Here is a 16,917-nt window from a genome sequence, read left to right as displayed (position 1 = left end):
CTCGATCTGACCCCAAGCTTTAAGGATCTGAACCGTGATTGGACGCTTGCGCGGCACCCTGGCTGAGAAACAGCCGCCGCACCTGATTCTGGATGTCAATGGGTTGGGGTATGAGCTGGAAGTGCCCATGACTACCCTGTATCGCCTACCGTCGGTCGGCGAGCCACTGACCCTGCACACCCATCTGGTGGTACGGGAAGACGCGCAACTGCTCTACGGTTTCATTGGCAAGCGCGACCGCGACTTTTTCCGCGAGCTGATCCGCTTGAATGGCGTGGGGCCAAAGCTCGCGCTGGCGTTGATGTCGAGCCTGGAAGTCGATGAGCTGGTGCGCGCGGTCTCGGCCCAGGACACTTCGGCGTTGACCAAAGTGCCGGGTGTCGGCAAGAAAACCGCTGAGCGTCTGCTGGTGGAACTCAAGGACCGCTTCAAGGCCTGGGAAGTGGTACCGAGCATGTTTGCCCTGGTGCCGAACCAGCCGGACATGCCGGCAAGCCAGGTCGCCAGCGCCGAGAGCGATGCGGTCAGTGCGTTGATCTCCCTGGGCTACAAGCCGCAGGAAGCGAGCAAAGCCGTATCGGCCATCAAGGATAAGAACCTGAGCAGCGAAGACATGATCCGCCGAGCCCTGAAGGGAATGATTTAAGTGATTGAAGCTGATCGTCTGATCGCGGCCACTGGCCCGCGCGACCGTGAAGAAGTCCAGGACCGGGCCATCCGCCCGCTGAGCCTGGCCGAATACATCGGCCAGCCCACCGTGCGCGAGCAGATGGAGTTGTTTATCCAGGCCGCGCGCGGGCGCAGCGAGTCCCTGGACCATACCTTGATCTTCGGCCCGCCGGGGCTGGGTAAAACCACACTGGCGAACATCATCGCCCAGGAGATGGGCGTGTCGATCAAGTCCACCTCCGGCCCGGTGCTGGAGCGTCCGGGTGATCTGGCGGCCTTGCTGACCAACCTTGAGCCGCACGATGTGCTGTTTATCGACGAGATTCACCGGTTGTCGCCCATCGTCGAAGAAGTGCTGTACCCGGCCATGGAAGATTTTCAGCTCGACATCATGATCGGCGAGGGCCCGGCGGCCCGCTCGATCAAACTCGACCTGCCGCCGTTCACCCTGGTGGGCGCGACCACCCGCGCGGGCATGCTGACCAACCCGCTGCGAGACCGTTTCGGCATTGTTCAACGTCTAGAGTTCTATAGCACCGCAGACCTGGCGACGATTGTCAGTCGTTCGGCGAGCATCCTGGGGTTGCCGCTCGACCCGGAAGGCGCGTTTGAAATCGCCCGTCGAGCGCGAGGCACGCCGCGGATCGCCAACCGTTTGCTGCGACGTGTGCGCGATTTTGCTGAAGTGCGCGCCAAGGGGCATATCACCAAGGCCGTGGCCGATTTGGCGTTGAACCTGCTGGATGTGGACGAACATGGCTTCGATCATCAGGATCGACGTCTACTCTTGACCATGATCGAGAAGTTCGACGGCGGCCCGGTGGGTGTGGACAGTCTGGCGGCGGCGATCAGCGAGGAGCGTCATACCATTGAGGATGTGCTGGAACCGTACCTGATCCAGCAGGGTTACATCATGCGCACGCCAAGGGGGCGGGTGGTGACGCGTCATGCTTATCTGCACTTCGGGTTAAACATTCCGTCACGATTGGGCGAGATGCCTGTAGTAGACGAATTCCTGGATGCAGTGGACGATTAAAAAGCTCACGTCAGTCGATTTATCTGAGGTTTGTGCTGTCCTAGTGGCTGGTAGCGTCATTCAGTTGCTGCAAATGTTTCAGAGAATGAAAAAACAGTTGCCCAGCCGGATTGGCAACCTGAGGAGTAAGCACTAGAGTATGCGCGCGCAAAACGGGGATCAGTCGTTCGCACATCGCTGTCGCGTTTATTACGAGGACACCGATGCCGGCGGCATCGTTTATTACGTCAACTACCTCAAGTTCATGGAGCGGGCTCGAACCGAGCGGCTACGGGAGCTGGGCTTTGCCCAATCCCAGCTGGCAGGGGAGGACCTGTTATTCGTCGTGCATTCCAGCGAGGCGCGTTATCACGCACCGGCGCGATTGGACGACGAGTTACTGGTCAGCGCTGAAGTAATCGAATTGAACCGTGTCAGCCTGCGCTTTAAACAGCAAGTCAGGCGGGCAACGGATGCAACGCTGCTCTGCGAGGGGCAGTTCCTGGTGGCCTGTGTGCGCACCAATAGTTTGAAACCCCGGGCCATTCCCGAAGCTCTACGTGCGGCCTTTGCCGGCGTAAGCGGCGCGGGTAAACAATCAAAGCAGGAGATTTAGCGTGGAACCTACCGTCGTCGACCATTCCTCCATGTGGAGCCTGGTCAGCAATGCCAGTGTCGTGGTTCAACTGGTGATGCTGGTCCTGGTAGCCGCATCGGTTACCTCTTGGGTCATGATTTTTCAGCGCAGCAATTTGCTGCGTGCCGGTCGACGTGCCCTGGAGAGCTTCGAAGAGCGCTTCTGGTCGGGTATCGACCTGTCCAAGCTGTACCGTCAGGCCGGCAGCAACCCGGACCCGGATTCGGGCGTCGAGCAGATCTTCCGCGCCGGCTTCAAGGAATTCTCTCGCCTGCGTCAGCAACCGGGCGTTGACCCGGAAGCGGTCATGGAAGGCGTGGCCCGTGCCATGCGCGTCGCGATTTCCCGTGAAGAAGAGAAGCTGGAGCAGAGCCTGCCGTTTCTCGCCACCGTCGGTTCCGTGAGCCCGTATATCGGCCTGTTCGGTACGGTGTGGGGCATCATGAACTCCTTCCGTGGCCTGGCTCAGGCCCAGCAAGCGACCCTGGCCACCGTGGCCCCGGGTATCGCCGAAGCCCTGATCGCCACCGCGATTGGCTTGTTCGCTGCTATCCCCGCAGTAATTGCCTACAACCGTTTTGCCGCGCGCGGCGAGACCTTGATCAGCCGTTACTACACCTTCGCCGATGAATTCCAGGCGATCCTGCACCGTAAAGTGCACACCAGCGAAGAATAAGCAGGTAATTCCCAATGGCTTTAATCGCTCGAGCTCGCAAAAAGCGCAAGCCGGTCGCCGAGATGAACGTAGTGCCTTACATCGACGTGATGTTGGTGCTGCTGGTCATCTTCATGGTGACCGCGCCGATGCTCAATCAGGGCGTGAAGGTTGATCTGCCCAAGGTTTCCAGCGAAGCCTTGCCGCAAGACAACAACACTCAGGTCCTGACCATTTCGATCAAGGCTGACAAGACCTATTACTGGAACCTTGGCAGCGAAGTCGACACCCAGAAACAGCAGGACAAGGCCATGACCTTGCCGCAGATGACCGATGCCGTGACTAAGATCATTCGGGCCGGCAACGAAGGCGGCAAGCACACCCAGGTGTTCATTCGCGGCGACAAAGTGGTCGACTATGGTTCAGTCATGGGCGCCATGGGTGGGCTGCAGAAGGCCGGCGTGGGTAACGTTGGCTTGATTACCGAGGCGCCCTGATGCAGCAACAGCGAGAGCCGTCCGCCTCGGAAAGCTACTTCTGGCCTAGCGTCTGGGCAATTGCCCTGCACGTCCTGGTGTTTGGCATGCTGTTCGTCAGCTTTGCCATGACCCCGGACCTGCCGCCAGCCAAGCCGATCGTGCAGGCGACCCTGTATCAGCTGAAATCGAAAAGTCAGGCCACCACCCAGACCAATCAGAAGATTGCGGGTGAGGCCCAGAAGTCGGCTGCGCGCCAGACTGAAGTCGAACAGATGGAACAGAAGAAGGTCGAGCAGGAAGCGGTGAAGGCTGCTGCGGAACAAAAGAAAGAAGAGGCGGCTCAAAAGGCCGAGGAATCGAAAAAGGCTGACGAAGCCAAGAAAGCTGACGAGGCGAAAAAGGCTGATGAAGCCAAGAAAGCCGACAAAGCTGCCGAAGCTAAAAAAGCCGAAGAGAAACAATTGGCTGATATAGCTAAGAAGAAGTCTGAAGAAGAAGCCAAAAAAGCTGCTGAAGAAGAGGCCAAGAAAAAGGCCGCTGAAGAAGCCAAGAAAAAGATAGTCGAAGACGCGAAGAAGAAAGCCGCCGAAGACGCCAAGAAAAAAGCTGAAGCAGACGAGGCGAAGAAGAAAGTCGCCGACGACGCGAAGAAGAAAGCTGCCGCCGACGCCAGCAAGAAAAAGGCCCAGGAAGCAGCACGTAAATCCGCCGAAGAGAAAAAGGCCCAGGCCTTGGCAGATTTGCTTTCCGACACGCCGCAGCGTCAGCAAGCCTTGGCCGATGAGCGTGGTGATGAAGTCGCGGGCAGTTTCGACGACCTGATTCGGGCACGAGCAGCGGAAGGCTGGACACGTCCACCTTCGGCACGCAAAGGCATGACAGTAGTGCTGCAGATCGGCATGTTGCCGGACGGTACGGTGACTTCGGTCAGCGTGGCCAAGTCCAGTGGTGACGGTTCGTTCGACAGTTCGGCGGTTGCCGCGGTCAAGAACATTGGCCGGTTGACCGAGATGCAGGGAATGAAACCAAGCGACTTCGCTCCCTATCGTTCATTCAAGATGACATTCACACCTGAGGATCTAGCCTTGTGAGAAACCTTCTTCGAGGAATGCTTGTCGTTATTTGCTGTATGGCAGGGATAGCGGCGGCGGATGAAAAGAACATTCTGGTTACCAGCGGTAGCGATCGGGCCACCCCGATTGCCGTAGTACCGTTCGGCTGGCAGGGCGGTAGCGTGCTGCCGGACGACATGGCCCAGATCGTCAGTGACGACCTGCGCAACTCCGGTTACTACGCGCCGATTCCGAAAGGCAACATGATCAGCCAGCCTAACCAGGCTAGCGAAGTTGTGTTCCGTGACTGGAAGGCAGTGGGCGCCCAGTACCTGATGGTCGGCAACATCACGCCGGCCGGCGGTCGCCTGCAGATCCAGTACACGTTGTTCAACGTGGCCACCGAGCAGCAGGTCTTGACCGGCAGCGTTTCGGGCACCGCCGAACAACTGCGGGACATGGCGCACTACATCTCCGACCAGTCGTTTGAAAAGCTCACCGGTATCAAAGGTGCTTTCTCGACGCGTCTGCTGTATGTAACGGCTGAGCGTTTCTCTGTAGACAACACTCGTTACACCTTGCAGCGTTCGGACTACGACGGTGCACGCGCTGTGACCTTGCTGCAATCGCGTGAGCCAATCCTGTCGCCGCGCTTTGCGCCGGACGGCAAGCGTATTGCCTACGTATCGTTCGAGCAGCGTCGTCCACGCATCTTCGTTCAGCACATCGATACCGGTCGTCGCGAGCAGATCACCAACTTCGAAGGCCTCAACGGTGCGCCAGCCTGGTCGCCGGATGGTTCGCGCCTGGCGTTCGTACTGTCCAAAGACGGCAACCCTGATATCTACGTGATGAACATGGCTTCGCGCCAGATCAGCCGTGTTACCAGCGGCCCGGGCATCAACACCGAACCGTTCTGGGGTAAGGATGGTTCGACCATCTACTTCACCTCCGACCGTGGCGGCAAGCCTCAAATCTACAAAACAAGCGTAGGTGGCGGTGGCGCAGAACGCGTGACCTTTATTGGTAACTACAATGCCAACCCTAAGCTTTCGGCTGATGAAAAGACGTTGGTGATGATTCACCGTCAGGATGGTTTCACTAATTTCCGGGTTGCGGCCCAGGATTTGCAGCGCGGAACCGTAAAAATCCTCACAGATACCAACCTTGATGAGTCAGCTACTGTTGCGCCCAACGGCACCATGGTAATCTACGCCACCCGCCAGCAGGGCCGGGGAGTCTTGATGCTCGTGTCCATTAATGGACGCGTAAGGCTCCCGCTTCCTACCGCTCAAGGCGAAGTCAGAGAACCGTCCTGGTCCCCTTACCTGAACTGACGCGGCGCTACAAAAAGAAGTACTTAACACACTGGGGTTCATTAGGAGTTTCACGATGGAAATGCTGAAGTTTGGTAAGTTTGCTGCTCTGGCTCTGGCTCTGTCCGTAGCCGTTGGTTGCTCGTCTAAAGGCGGCGACAATGCCGGTGAAGGCGCAGCTGTTGATCCAAACGCTGGTTACGGCGCTAACACTGGTGCAGTTGACGGCTCCCTGAGCGAAGAAGCTGCTCTGCGCGCTATCACCACTTTCTACTTCGAATACGACAGTTCGGACCTGAAGCCAGAAGCCATGCGCGCTCTGGACGTTCACGCGAAGGACCTGAAAGCTAACGGCGCTCGCGTTGTTCTGGAAGGTAACACTGACGAACGTGGTACTCGTGAGTACAACATGGCACTGGGCGAGCGTCGTGCGAAAGCCGTTCAGCGCTACCTGGTACTGCAAGGTGTTGCTCCAGGCCAACTGGAACTGGTTTCCTACGGTAAAGAGCGTCCAGTTGCTACTGGCCACGACGAGCAGTCCTGGGCTCAAAACCGTCGCGTCGAACTGCGTAAGTAATTCGTCATGCGAACGTGCCGTCGTGCTCTAACTGTATTGGCTCTCAGCCTCGCACCGCTTGCGGTGTGGGCTGCGGTTCCTGTGGAAGATAGCAACTCTGGCTATAACAATAGCGGGAGCAGTTATCCGCCAGCGGGTTATGGCACGAACGGCGCCTATGCTGGGGGAGCGGCTACGTCCGCTCCCTCGGCACAGGGCGAGCTGTTCAACCAGCTGCAACGCATGCAGGATCAATTGTCGCAACAACAAGGCACGATTGAGGTTCTGCAGAATCAAGTGAACCAGCTTAAGCAAGAAGGCCTGGAGCGTTACCAGGATCTTGACCGACGCATTGGAGCCGGCGTTACACCTGCCGCCACTCCTGATAATTCTTCTGCCGGTGGCGCACCAAGCGCCGCCGGTGGTGCAGCAGCAGGGGCCGCGGCGGCAAGCCAAGCCCCTGCTGCCAGCAGCGAACCGGGTGATCCGGCGAAGGAAAAGCTGTATTACGATGCAGCCTTCGACCTGATCAAAGCCAAGGATTTCGATAAGGCCAGCCAGGCCTTTACCGCATTCCTGCGCAAATACCCGAACAGCCAATACGCGGGCAATGCCCAGTACTGGTTGGGCGAGGTCAACTTGGCCAAGGGTGATTTGCAAGGTGCAGGCCAGGCTTTTGCCAAGGTCAGCCAGCTTTACCCAAAGCACGCCAAGGTGCCTGATTCGCTGTACAAACTCGCTGACGTAGAACGCCGCCTGGGTCACACCGACAAGGTCAAAGGCATTCTGCAGCAGGTGGTTGCCCAGTATCCGGGTACCTCCGCTGCCCAGTTGGCCCAGCGGGACCTGCAGCGCTTGTAAGCGATGCTTCCCGTTTAGAAGAAACCCGCGCCTGGCGCGGGTTTTTTCGTTAGAATCCACGCCCTTTTATGAAACACGCTTCCTGGGGTTTACGCGTTTGCGCAATTCCTTGAAGTGCCTGACGGAGGCGGACAGCCTGTTTAGCTGTTACGCCCGTGGCGACTATGCAAGACACATTACGTATTACCGAAGTTTTTTACTCGTTACAGGGTGAAACGCGCACTGCTGGCCTGCCTACTGTATTTGTACGGCTGACCGGCTGCCCCTTGCGTTGCCAATACTGTGACAGCGCCTACGCCTTCAGCGGCGGCACCGTGCGCACCCTGGACGACATCATCGAGCAGGTTGCCGGCTTCAAGCCGCGCTACGTCTGTGTGACGGGCGGCGAACCCCTGGCCCAGCCCAATGCCATCCCACTGCTCAAGCGGCTGTGTGACGCCGGTTACGAGGTTTCACTCGAAACCAGCGGCGCCCTGGACATCTCGGCCGTGGATCCGCGCGTCAGCCGTGTGGTCGACCTCAAGACCCCTGGCTCCAAAGAAGCGCACCGCAACCTGTACGCCAACATGGACCTGCTGACCGCCAACGATCAGGTCAAGTTCGTGATCTGTTCCCGCGACGATTATGACTGGGCGGCTTCCAAGCTGATCCAGTACGGGCTGGACCGTCGTGCAGGCGAGGTGCTGTTCTCTCCCAGCCATCACGACCTGAACGCTCGCGACCTGGCTGACTGGGTGGTGGCGGACAACCTGCCGGTGCGCCTGCAGTTGCAGCTGCACAAATACCTGTGGAATGACGAGCCGGGGCGCTGATATGGCTGATCACAAGCGTGCAGTCATCCTGCTTTCCGGCGGTCTGGACTCCGCCACCCTGGTGGCCATGGTCCGCGCCCAAGGCTTCAGCTGCTACACCCTGAGTTTCGACTACGGCCAGCGCCACCACGCCGAGCTGAACGCCGCCGCGCGCGTGGCCCGTGACATGGGCGTGGTCGAACACAAGGTGATCGGTCTCAACCTCAATGGCATCGGCGGGTCCGCGCTCACCGACAGCAGCATTGACGTGCCCGAGGCGCCCAGTGAAGGCATTCCGCTGACCTACGTGCCAGCGCGCAACACCGTATTTCTGTCCCTGGCCCTTGGGTGGGCTGAAGTATTGAATGCTCGCGACATCTTCATCGGCGTCAACGCGCTGGACTACAACGGCTATCCGGACTGCCGGCCAGCGTACGTCGAGTCGTTCGAGCGCATGGCCAACCTGGCCACCAAGGCCGGCGTAGAGGGGCAGGGCTTCCGTATTCAGGCGCCGCTGCAGAACATGACCAAGGCGGACATTGTGAAGACTGGTGTAGGACTTGGCGTCGATTACACGCTGACTGTTTCCTGCTATCAGGCAGACGATGACGGCCGTGCATGTGGGAAATGCGACGCCTGCCGACTGCGCGCAGAAGGCTTCCAAGCGGCCGGAATTACTGACCCCACGCGTTATTTCTGATTTATTTAAAATAAGGTGTTGAATAATCCTTAGGAATCAGTATTATACGCGCCACCACACAGCGGGTCGTTAGCTCAGTTGGTAGAGCAGTTGGCTTTTAACCAATTGGTCGTAGGTTCGAATCCCACACGACCCACCATTTTTGGCGGTTTAGAAAATCCGGAAGGCCCACGCAAGTGAGGATTTCCGGGTTTTTTTTTGCCTGTGATTTGGGCCTTGCGACGCCAGGCTCCTGCGCGTCCTTGGCGTACAGACTATCGCGACCTGTGCATCGAACAATACGTAAACTCAGCCCGCTCGGACTGAGCCCGCCACCAAGCCCCAATGCTTTGCCACGCCGAGCGGTTACCCAAACCGCCCGGTAATGTAGTCCTCAGTCTGCTTCATCTTCGGCGTGGTAAAGATCTGGTCGGTCTTGCCGTACTCAATCAATTCCCCCATGAACATGAACGCGGTGTTGTCTGACACCCGTGCGGCCTGCTGCATGTTGTGGGTCACGATGATCACCGTGTACTGCGTCTTCAACTCCGTAATCAATTGCTCGATGCGCCCGGTGGAAATGGGGTCGAGCGCTGAGGTCGGCTCGTCCAGCAGCAACACTTGCGGGCGCAGCGCGATGGTGCGTGCGATGCACAGTCGCTGTTGCTGACCACCGGAGAGGCTCTGTGCGCTCTGGTTGAGTTTGTCTTTGACCTCATCCCACAGGGCGCCGCCGCGCAGGGCTTGTTCGACGCGATCGTTCATTTCGCGGCGGGAAAGTTTTTCGTGGTGGCGCACGGCATAGGCGATGTTGTCGTAGATCGACATCGGAAACGGCACCGGCTTTTGGAACACCATGCCCACGTGGCTGCGCAGGCGGTTCATCGAGTAGCCGGGAGCGAGGATGTTTTCGCCGTTGAGCAGCACTTCGCCACGGGCTTCCTGCTTGGGGTACATCGAGTAGATGCGGTTGAACACGCGCAGCAGGGTGGATTTGCCGCAGCCCGAGGGGCCGATGATGGCGGTGATGCGTTTTTCCGGGATATCAATGTCGATGGCGTTCAGCGAGCGCTGGTTGTTGTAGAAAAACTCCAACCCGCGCACCTGGATTTTGGTTTTTTCGTGAGCAATGCCGGTAGCGTCCATCAGTGAGACCTATTGCGTAAAAGAATCAGGCGGGATGTGAGGCTCAGCACCAGCACGAACAGCGTCAGCACCAGTGCACCCGCCCAGGCGAGCGCGTGCCAGTCATCGAACGGGCTCATGGCGTACTGGAAAATAACCACGGGTACGCTGGCAATCGGCTTGAGCAGGTTGCTGCTCCAGAACTGATTGCCGAAGGCGGTGAACAGCAAGGGCGCGGTTTCCCCGGTGATCCGTGCCAGAGCGAGCAGGATGCCGGTGACGACGCCGGCCTTGGCCGCTCTCAACACAATCTGCAGCGTCAACTTCCATTGCGGTACACCCAATGCCAGGGCTGCCTCGCGCATGGTCGAAGGTTGCAACTGGAGCATTTCATCGGTGGTGCGCACCACTACCGGGATCACCAGCAGAGCCAGGGCCAGGGCACCGGCGATGGCGGAAAACCCGACCTGATGGTTAGTCAGCAGGTTCAGCGGCAGGATGACGCCGGTGTAGATAAACAGGCCCAGCACAATCGATGGCGCCGACAGCAGGATGTCGTTGATAAACCGCACCGTGGTGCCCAGGCGCGAGTGGCGGGCGAACTCCGCCAACCAGATTCCCGCCATCAGCCCGATGGGCGTGCCAATCAACAGGGCGATGCCGGACATCAGCGCGCTGCCGTAAAACGCATTGGCCAGCCCGCCTTCGGTGCCGGGTGGCGGGGTCATCTGGGTAAACAGGCGCAGGTTCAGAGCCTGGAACCCATTGATCAGGGTGGTCAGCAGAATCCACGCCAGCCACAGCAAGCCAAAGGCGGTGGCGCCGCAACTGAGGAACATGGCCACGGCGTTTTTAAGCGCGCGCTGGCGATACAGGCGTTCGTGAGTGTTCATAACCCTTCCTTACGCGACAAGCGCATCAGCATCAGGCGTGCCAGTGCCAGCACCACGAATGTCACGATAAACAGCAAGAAGCCCAAGGCGATCAGCGCGGAGCGATGCAGGTCGGTGTAGGCCTCGCTGAATTCGTTGGCGATGACGGAAGCGATCGAGCTGCTGGGCATCAGCAGGGACGCGGAAAACTGTTGCGCGTTACCCAATACAAAGGTCACGGCCATGGTCTCGCCAAGGGCGCGGCCCAAGCCGAGAAAGATCCCGCCTACGACGGCCGAGCGGGTGTAGGGCAAGACGATGTCCCACACCACTTCCCAGGTAGTGCTGCCAAGCGCGTAGGCCGATTCTTTCAGCGGCGTGGGCACACTGCGAAACACCTCATGCATCACCGAGGTGATAAACGGCATGATCATCACCGCCAGCACGATGCCGGCAGTGAGCATGCCAATTCCCAACGGCGGGCCCTGGAACAGCGAGCCAACGAAGGGCAGGGCGCCCAGGTAGTCATTGATCAAGGGCGAGAGGTGTTCGGCCATGAACGGCCCGAACACGAACAGGCCCCACATGCCATAGATGATCGAGGGGATACCGGCGAGCAGTTCAATGGCCGACGCGACCGGCATCTTCAGCCACGGCGGTGCGACTTCGGTAAGAAAAATCGCAATGCCAAAGCTCACCGGCACCGCAATCAGCAAGGCCAGAAACGAGGTGACCAAGGTGCCGTAAATCGGCACCACAGCCCCAAAGTGGTTGTTCACCGCATCCCATTCGGTGCTGGTGATAAAGCTCCACCCGAAGGTCTTGAACGCCAGGCCGCCGCCCCACAGGGTCGAGGCGGCAATGGCACCCAGCAGCACCAACACCAGCATGGCTGCGCCGAACATCGAGCGTTTGAACCACAAATCGTGGCGTTGATCGCGGGTGGCACGACGGTCGCCCGCGGTGTCGCCTGCGTGAGTACTCATAACCAGCGGGTGGACGGTGTCGTTCATATCAGATGTGCTCACCGCCTCCCTCAATCAATGAGCAAGGCGGTTGTAGGGCGAATCAGTTGGCGAAGTCAGACTTCCAGTAACCTTCGATGCGCGACACCAGGGAGTCCGGCAGGGCTACGTAGTCCAGCGCTGCTGCCTGTTGCTGGCCTTTTTCCAGCGACCATTTGAAGAAGCTGAACGCCGCCTGGCTTTGCTCGGCATTCTTGGGCTGCTTGTACATGATGATCCAGGTGGTCGCCGTGATCGGCCACGCGCCTTCGCCTGGGGCGTTGGTCATGATCAGGTTGAAGTCCTTGGCGTTGGCCCAGTCGGCGGTATCCGCAGCTGCCTGGAACGCTTTGGCGTCAGGTTTGACGAATTTGCCCGACGCATTCTTCAACTGGGTGTAAGTCATCTTGTTCTGCAAGGCGTAGGCGTATTCCACAAAGCCGATAGAGTTCTTGATCTGCTTCACGTAGGCCGAAACGCCTTCGTTGCCTTTGCCGCCCACACCCACCGGCCACGGCACAGTGGTGCCGAAACCGATCTTGGTTTTCCAGCTGTCGCTGACTTTGGCCAGGTAGTTGGTGAAGTTGTACGAGGTGCCCGAACCGTCGGAGCGGTGCACCACGGTGATGTTCGCCACCGGCAGGTTCAAGCCCGGGTTGAGCGCGGCGATGGCCGGGTCGTTCCAGGCCTTGATGTCACCAAGGAAGATCTTCGCGAGCACGTCGCCGTCGAGCTTCAACTGGCCCGGCGCAATACCTTCCACGTTCATCACCGGCACGATGCCGCCGATCACGCTGGGAAACTGGCCCAGGCCGCCGGCCTTGAGCTCATCGGCGGACAGCGGGGCGTCGGAGGCGCCGAAGTCCACGGTGGCGGCCTTGATTTGGGCAATACCGCCGCCGGAGCCGATCGACTGGTAGTTGATGCGGTTGCTGGAGTTCTTGCTGTAGTCCTGCGACCACTTGGACAGCACCGGGTAGACGAAGCTGGAACCGGCACCGGTAACGTCAGTGGCGTGGGCCATGCCGCTCAGGCACAGGGCGGCGAACAGAACAGACAGACTTTTTTTAGTCGGCAACATCACGACAACACCTCAAGGGAAGGGTTAAGTGGGATAGGTCCACCTGTCTAAGACGTGACGATTTAATTCCTGAGATATGTCTGTTTAATGACGGTTTGGCTTTATGAAGAAACATTTAGAAATGTTTGCGGCGGTGAACGCGGGCTTACCCTCGTCCAGCCTCAATGTCGGGGTGTGGGCACGGGTAAGGGTTGGTTTTGCGGGTTATGGTTGCAGTGCCGGGGTGCGGGATGGTTTTTGATTGTTGCAGAGGAACTGCTTAATCGAAGTGTTTAGAGACGGGGCCGGTGCGGCCCCGTCTCAGGCTTAGCTTTGTGCGGTGAGGTTCAGGCGACTCTTGACGACTTTTTGCAAGAGCACGGCCAATGCTTCGGTGGAGTAGGGCTTTTGCAACAGCACAAAACGCTGGGCCTCTTCCTTGGCGATACGTGCGAATTCGTCGTTGTAACCCGTGGTGAGCACCACCGGCAGCCACGGGTAGAGGGCTTCGAGCGCATCGAGCAATTCCAGTCCGCTCATGCCCGGCATGGAAATGTCGGAGAACACCACCTGGAAGCTTTCCGGGTTCGGCGCAAGGGCCTCGAGCGCGCTGTTGGCGTCCGCGACCCAAAGCACTTTGAAACCCATCTGTTCCAGGGTCTGCGAGGTGTAGAGGCCGACGTCGGGATTGTCCTCAACCATCAGCACGCACAGGTCAGAGGCGATGGGTACGTCGTGACTGTCCTGGATGACGGGCATCAAACCGGCTTCGACCTTGGGCAGGTACAACATAAACTGGCTGCCTTTGCCGCACTCGCTTCGCACCAGGATTTCACCGCCCGACTGCTTGGCAAAGCCATACACCTGCGACAAGCCCAGCCCGGTGCCCTGGCCAATGGCCTTGGTGGTGTAGAAGGGTTCGAAGATCGCGTCGAGCTTCTCCGGAGCAATGCCCGATCCGGTGTCGCTCAACTCAATCGTCACGTACTCGGCGACTCGCACCGGGTGGGCACGCACTGAAGGCAGCCACGTAGCGGTTGCCACCCTGATCGCCAATTGGCCGTTGCCGGCCATGGCATCCCGGGCATTGACCACCATATTCACCAGGGCGGTGTCGAATTGGCTTTCATCGGCATTGATAAAGCAGGGTTCCTGCGGCACCTCGATGGTGACCTTGACGCGTGAGCCGGTCAGGCTGTCCATCATTTCGCCCACGCGCAATACGCTGTCGCCGACATTGAAAACCTCCGGACGCAGCGCCTGACGGCGCGCGAAGGTCAGCAGTTGGGCGGTCAGGCGCGCGGCGCGGTCCACGGTGCTGGCGATGGCTTCCACGTACTTGATGCGCCGCACTTCGCTCAAAGAAGGCGTCTTGAGCAAGTCAGCGCAAGACTTGATCACCGTCAGCAGGTTATTGAAATCGTGTGCGACGCCACCGGTGAGTTGGCCGATTGCTTCAAGCTTCTGCGACTGACGCAGGGCGTCTTCCGACAGACGCAGGGCTTCCTTGGCTTCTTCTTCGGCCTGGATATCCCGGCCCACCGCGTGGATGTAGTCGCTGTCGGGTACGGCGGTCCAGGCGATCATGCGGTAGCTGCCGTCCTGGTGGCGGTAGCGGTTCTTGAAATTGGGAAAATTCTTGCCGTCCCCCAGGCGGCTGACCGCCGAGGAGGAGACCGCGAGGTCTTCCGGGTGCACCAAGTCCAGCAGCTGGCTGCCCACCAAGTCGTGTTCGGTGTGGCCGAGCATGCGTGTCCAGGCCGGATTCACCGCGGAGATGACGCCGTCGAGCTGGGCGACCAGCATCAGGTCCGGCGACAGGCGCCAGATACGATCGCGATCGCGGGTGCGCTCCATCACCCTTTGCTCAAGGGATTCGTTGAGTGTGCGCAGGGACTCTTCGGCTTCACGCAGGGCGGTGATATCACGCGAGACACAGAGGATCTGTTCCGGCCGGCCGTCACGGTCGAGGATCGGGCTGACCTGCACATGCCACCATTTCAGGTTGCCGGCCAGCGTCTCGGCGGGGCCGATGAAACTTGCGCTTTCACCGTTTTTGGCGGCCTGTACGGCAGCCTTGGCATCCGCGTTTCCCTTGTCCTGCCAGAAGTCGGGCCAGGGGCAGCCGCGAATCGCGTTGAAGTCACTGACTTCCATGATTTTCATGCCGCCTTCGCTCATGAAGGTGAGGCGGGCGTCGAGGTCCAGAACCTTGATGCAATCGTTGATGCTGGCCAGAACGCGCTCGGTGAACGCTTCGCTTCTGCCCAAGCCGGTGGCGGCCAGCTCGCTTGGCTCTGAGCCGATCCCGACAGTGGTATTCATTTGAGTTTGGCCGAGTGGGAGTAAATGGGCCGTATCATGTCATTACGATACCTATCTCACCAGCGACTTCCTCCCGTACGGTGCTGACTTTGCTCTGGCAAAGCATTGGTGTTGACGTTTAGGCGGTGGATACTCGCGACACGTTGGCCAGACACACTCGATGCAATCGCAGGCAACCAGCGCGCACGTTGGATTGGGTTGAGCTTACGAGGGCGGGCTGCCCTGGCGTTACGGGCAGTTAAAACCAGGCGGTCACGATCAGGTTAAAAGGTCATAAAAAGACGCCGAAAAACGGGCAAAGTCTTTGAAAACTCTAGAGTTGTCCGACAATCGTGTGCATGAAAAACTCTTCATAAACCCTCGGCTCGAACGTTGGTAGTTTTCCCGGCGCTGACCAATAATTCGAGTCCTAATAATGAATAACAAAACTCTTAAAAGCGCCTTGGCGCTTTGCGTTTCGCTTGCCTCTACACAGCTGCTCGCCGGTGGCTTCGCCCTCAATGAACAAAGCATCAGTTCAATGGGCACAGGCTACGCCGGGCGTTCTTCCTCGGCCGACGACGCCAGCACGGTGTTCGGCAACCCGGCCGGCATGTCGCGCCTCAAGCACAATGAAGTCAGCATCGGGGCGACCTACCTGGATGCCAAAACCAATATCAAGGACGCCAGCTCCAGCCAGGGCGGCGTCGATAACCCTGGCACCAACAAGGGCGACATGGTCCCCGGCATTGCCGTGCCGATGGGTTACCTGGTTACGCCGATCGATGAACACTGGGCGTTTGGCCTGGGCATCTACGCACCGTTTGGCCTGGTGACCGACTATGAGCACAGCTTCCAGGGCAATGGCTTTGGGAATAAGAGCAAGATTGAAGTCCTCACCGTGCAGCCGACCGTCAGCTACGCGTTCAACGACAAGGTGTCGGTAGGTTTCGGCCCGACCTTCAACAAAATCAGCGGCGAGCTTGACTCCAAGGTACCGGCGTTCGGGCTGGGTACGGAAACGGCCAAGATCAAGGGCGACGACACCGCGATGGGCTTTAACGCCGGTATCCTGGTGCAGGCGCTGGACAGTACCCGCGTCGGCCTCACCTACCATTCGCAAGTGGTGTATCACTTGAGTGGTCATACCGACGCCTCGGGCGTGCTCTCCGACCTGTTGGACGGCGGGGCACAGAAGTACGACGCCAAGCTGAATGTCACCACGCCGTCTTCCGTGGACCTTTCCGTTACTCACCAGCTGACCGATGCCTTGACCCTTTACGTGGGCAGCACCTACACCCGCTGGAGCCAGCTGAAGAAGATCACGGTGAACAATTCCGGCGTGTCCGAACTGACGGCTGAGCTGGCAGGCCTGGGTTCCATCACCGAGCAGGAGCACTGGCACGACACGTGGTCCCATGCGATCGGCCTGTCGTATCAGCTCAACAAACAACTGGTGCTGCGCACCGGCTTCTCGGTGGACCAGACGCCGACCAACAACACCGACCGTTCCGTACGGATTCCTACGGGCGACCGTACCGTGTTCAGCCTGGGTGCCGGCTGGACGCCGGTGGATAACCTGACCTTTGACGTGGCCTATTCCTACCTGAAGGAAGAGCCGATCAAGATTCGCGACAACAACCCTCAGTTGGCGCTGACCTACGACGCCAAATATGAAAACAGCGCCAATGGTTTCGGGGGCTCGGTGACTTACCGCTTCTGACGTGCGCCATACCGCAAAGAGCCAGTTTTTTGGCATGGCTCTTTGCCTTCCATTTAGGTATCAGTGCTATTAATCCCGGCGCGTCTTGGTTAGATTGAACGCTACTCAGCTTTTAAGAC

The 16,917-nt window shown here is 58.9% G+C and carries 17 protein-coding genes and 1 tRNA gene; 13 read left to right on the top strand and 5 right to left on the bottom strand.

Annotated elements, in window-relative coordinates:
• The first annotated feature begins 34 nt into the window (after positions 1-34).
• The 12 genes from ruvA (at position 35) to ACP7B3_RS20340 (ending at position 8,870) form a co-directional block, all read left to right on the top strand.
• The gene (gene ruvA, locus ACP7B3_RS20395; RefSeq protein ID WP_034100169.1) at positions 35-646 is read left to right on the top strand and encodes a Holliday junction branch migration protein RuvA; all 612 of its coding nucleotides are present in this window, start codon (positions 35-37) and stop codon (positions 644-646) included.
• Positions 647-1,705, top strand: coding sequence for a Holliday junction branch migration DNA helicase RuvB (gene ruvB / locus ACP7B3_RS20390; protein ID WP_003193867.1), 1,059 nt, complete (start codon positions 647-649; stop codon positions 1,703-1,705). It abuts the gene before it with no gap.
• Positions 1,706-1,844: 139 nt separating this feature from the next.
• Entirely contained in the window at positions 1,845-2,300 is a 456-nt protein-coding gene (gene ybgC, locus ACP7B3_RS20385) for a tol-pal system-associated acyl-CoA thioesterase (RefSeq protein WP_071484353.1), read from the top strand.
• A gap of 1 nt (position 2,301) precedes the next feature.
• Positions 2,302-2,997, top strand: coding sequence for a protein TolQ (tolQ, locus tag ACP7B3_RS20380; protein WP_003209819.1), 696 nt, complete (start codon positions 2,302-2,304; stop codon positions 2,995-2,997).
• 23 nt (positions 2,998-3,020) lie between these two features.
• Positions 3,021-3,473: a protein TolR gene (gene tolR, locus ACP7B3_RS20375; protein WP_161635741.1), complete on the top strand. Its 453-nt coding sequence runs from the start codon at positions 3,021-3,023 to the stop codon at positions 3,471-3,473.
• Positions 3,473-4,546 carry a cell envelope integrity protein TolA gene (gene tolA, locus ACP7B3_RS20370; protein ID WP_056858573.1) on the top strand — a complete coding sequence of 358 codons (1,074 nt, stop codon included), beginning with the start codon at positions 3,473-3,475 and terminating at the stop codon, positions 4,544-4,546. Before tolR ends, tolA begins: the two co-directional genes overlap by 1 nt.
• A 17-nt stretch (positions 4,547-4,563) precedes the next feature.
• Positions 4,564-5,844, top strand: coding sequence for a Tol-Pal system beta propeller repeat protein TolB (gene tolB, locus ACP7B3_RS20365; protein ID WP_152745290.1), 1,281 nt, complete (start codon positions 4,564-4,566; stop codon positions 5,842-5,844).
• 55 nt (positions 5,845-5,899) lie between these two features.
• The gene (gene pal, locus ACP7B3_RS20360; RefSeq protein ID WP_003209827.1) at positions 5,900-6,400 is read left to right on the top strand and encodes a peptidoglycan-associated lipoprotein Pal; all 501 of its coding nucleotides are present in this window, start codon (positions 5,900-5,902) and stop codon (positions 6,398-6,400) included.
• A 6-nt stretch (positions 6,401-6,406) separates the two neighbouring features.
• Positions 6,407-7,240 carry a tol-pal system protein YbgF gene (gene ybgF / locus ACP7B3_RS20355; protein ID WP_119736970.1) on the top strand — a complete coding sequence of 278 codons (834 nt, stop codon included), beginning with the start codon at positions 6,407-6,409 and terminating at the stop codon, positions 7,238-7,240.
• A 164-nt stretch (positions 7,241-7,404) separates the two neighbouring features.
• Positions 7,405-8,052 carry a 7-carboxy-7-deazaguanine synthase QueE gene (gene queE / locus ACP7B3_RS20350; protein WP_145165353.1) on the top strand — a complete coding sequence of 216 codons (648 nt, stop codon included), beginning with the start codon at positions 7,405-7,407 and terminating at the stop codon, positions 8,050-8,052.
• A gap of 1 nt (position 8,053) precedes the next feature.
• The gene (gene queC, locus ACP7B3_RS20345) at positions 8,054-8,731 is read left to right on the top strand and encodes a 7-cyano-7-deazaguanine synthase QueC (protein ID WP_426180503.1); all 678 of its coding nucleotides are present in this window, start codon (positions 8,054-8,056) and stop codon (positions 8,729-8,731) included.
• A gap of 63 nt (positions 8,732-8,794) precedes the next feature.
• Positions 8,795-8,870, top strand: a tRNA-Lys gene (locus ACP7B3_RS20340).
• Between the two features lie 206 nt (positions 8,871-9,076).
• On the opposite strand, the gene pstB is transcribed toward ACP7B3_RS20340, so the two are convergent.
• The 5 genes from pstB to ACP7B3_RS20315 form a co-directional block, all read right to left on the bottom strand.
• Positions 9,077-9,856 carry a phosphate ABC transporter ATP-binding protein PstB gene (gene pstB, locus ACP7B3_RS20335; protein WP_106578391.1) on the bottom strand — a complete coding sequence of 260 codons (780 nt, stop codon included), beginning with the start codon at positions 9,854-9,856 and terminating at the stop codon, positions 9,077-9,079.
• Positions 9,856-10,728 carry a phosphate ABC transporter permease PstA gene (gene pstA / locus ACP7B3_RS20330; RefSeq protein ID WP_145165349.1) on the bottom strand — a complete coding sequence of 291 codons (873 nt, stop codon included), beginning with the start codon at positions 10,726-10,728 and terminating at the stop codon, positions 9,856-9,858. Before pstA ends, pstB begins: the two co-directional genes overlap by 1 nt.
• Complete coding sequence (gene pstC / locus ACP7B3_RS20325; protein ID WP_145165462.1) at positions 10,725-11,720, bottom strand: phosphate ABC transporter permease subunit PstC; 996 nt, start codon at positions 11,718-11,720, stop codon at positions 10,725-10,727. Before pstC ends, pstA begins: the two co-directional genes overlap by 4 nt.
• 55 nt (positions 11,721-11,775) lie before the next feature.
• Positions 11,776-12,792, bottom strand: coding sequence for a phosphate ABC transporter substrate-binding protein PstS (pstS, locus tag ACP7B3_RS20320; protein ID WP_426180500.1), 1,017 nt, complete (start codon positions 12,790-12,792; stop codon positions 11,776-11,778).
• A 306-nt stretch (positions 12,793-13,098) separates the two neighbouring features.
• Positions 13,099-15,096: a PAS domain-containing protein gene (locus tag ACP7B3_RS20315; RefSeq protein ID WP_262209762.1), complete on the bottom strand. Its 1,998-nt coding sequence runs from the start codon at positions 15,094-15,096 to the stop codon at positions 13,099-13,101.
• 415 nt (positions 15,097-15,511) lie between these two features.
• Between ACP7B3_RS20315 and ACP7B3_RS20310 the strand changes: the two genes are divergently transcribed.
• Positions 15,512-16,798, top strand: a complete 1,287-nt coding sequence (locus ACP7B3_RS20310; protein WP_262209760.1) for an OmpP1/FadL family transporter — start codon at positions 15,512-15,514, stop codon at positions 16,796-16,798.
• The last annotated feature ends 119 nt before the right edge of the window (positions 16,799-16,917 follow it).

Origin of the sequence: Pseudomonas sp. TWRC1-2, assembly GCF_049896685.1 — a bacterium.
GTDB lineage: Bacteria > Pseudomonadota > Gammaproteobacteria > Pseudomonadales > Pseudomonadaceae > Aquipseudomonas.
Note: the sequence above shows the minus strand (reverse complement) of the source record. Positions and strands in the feature narration are given on the sequence as shown.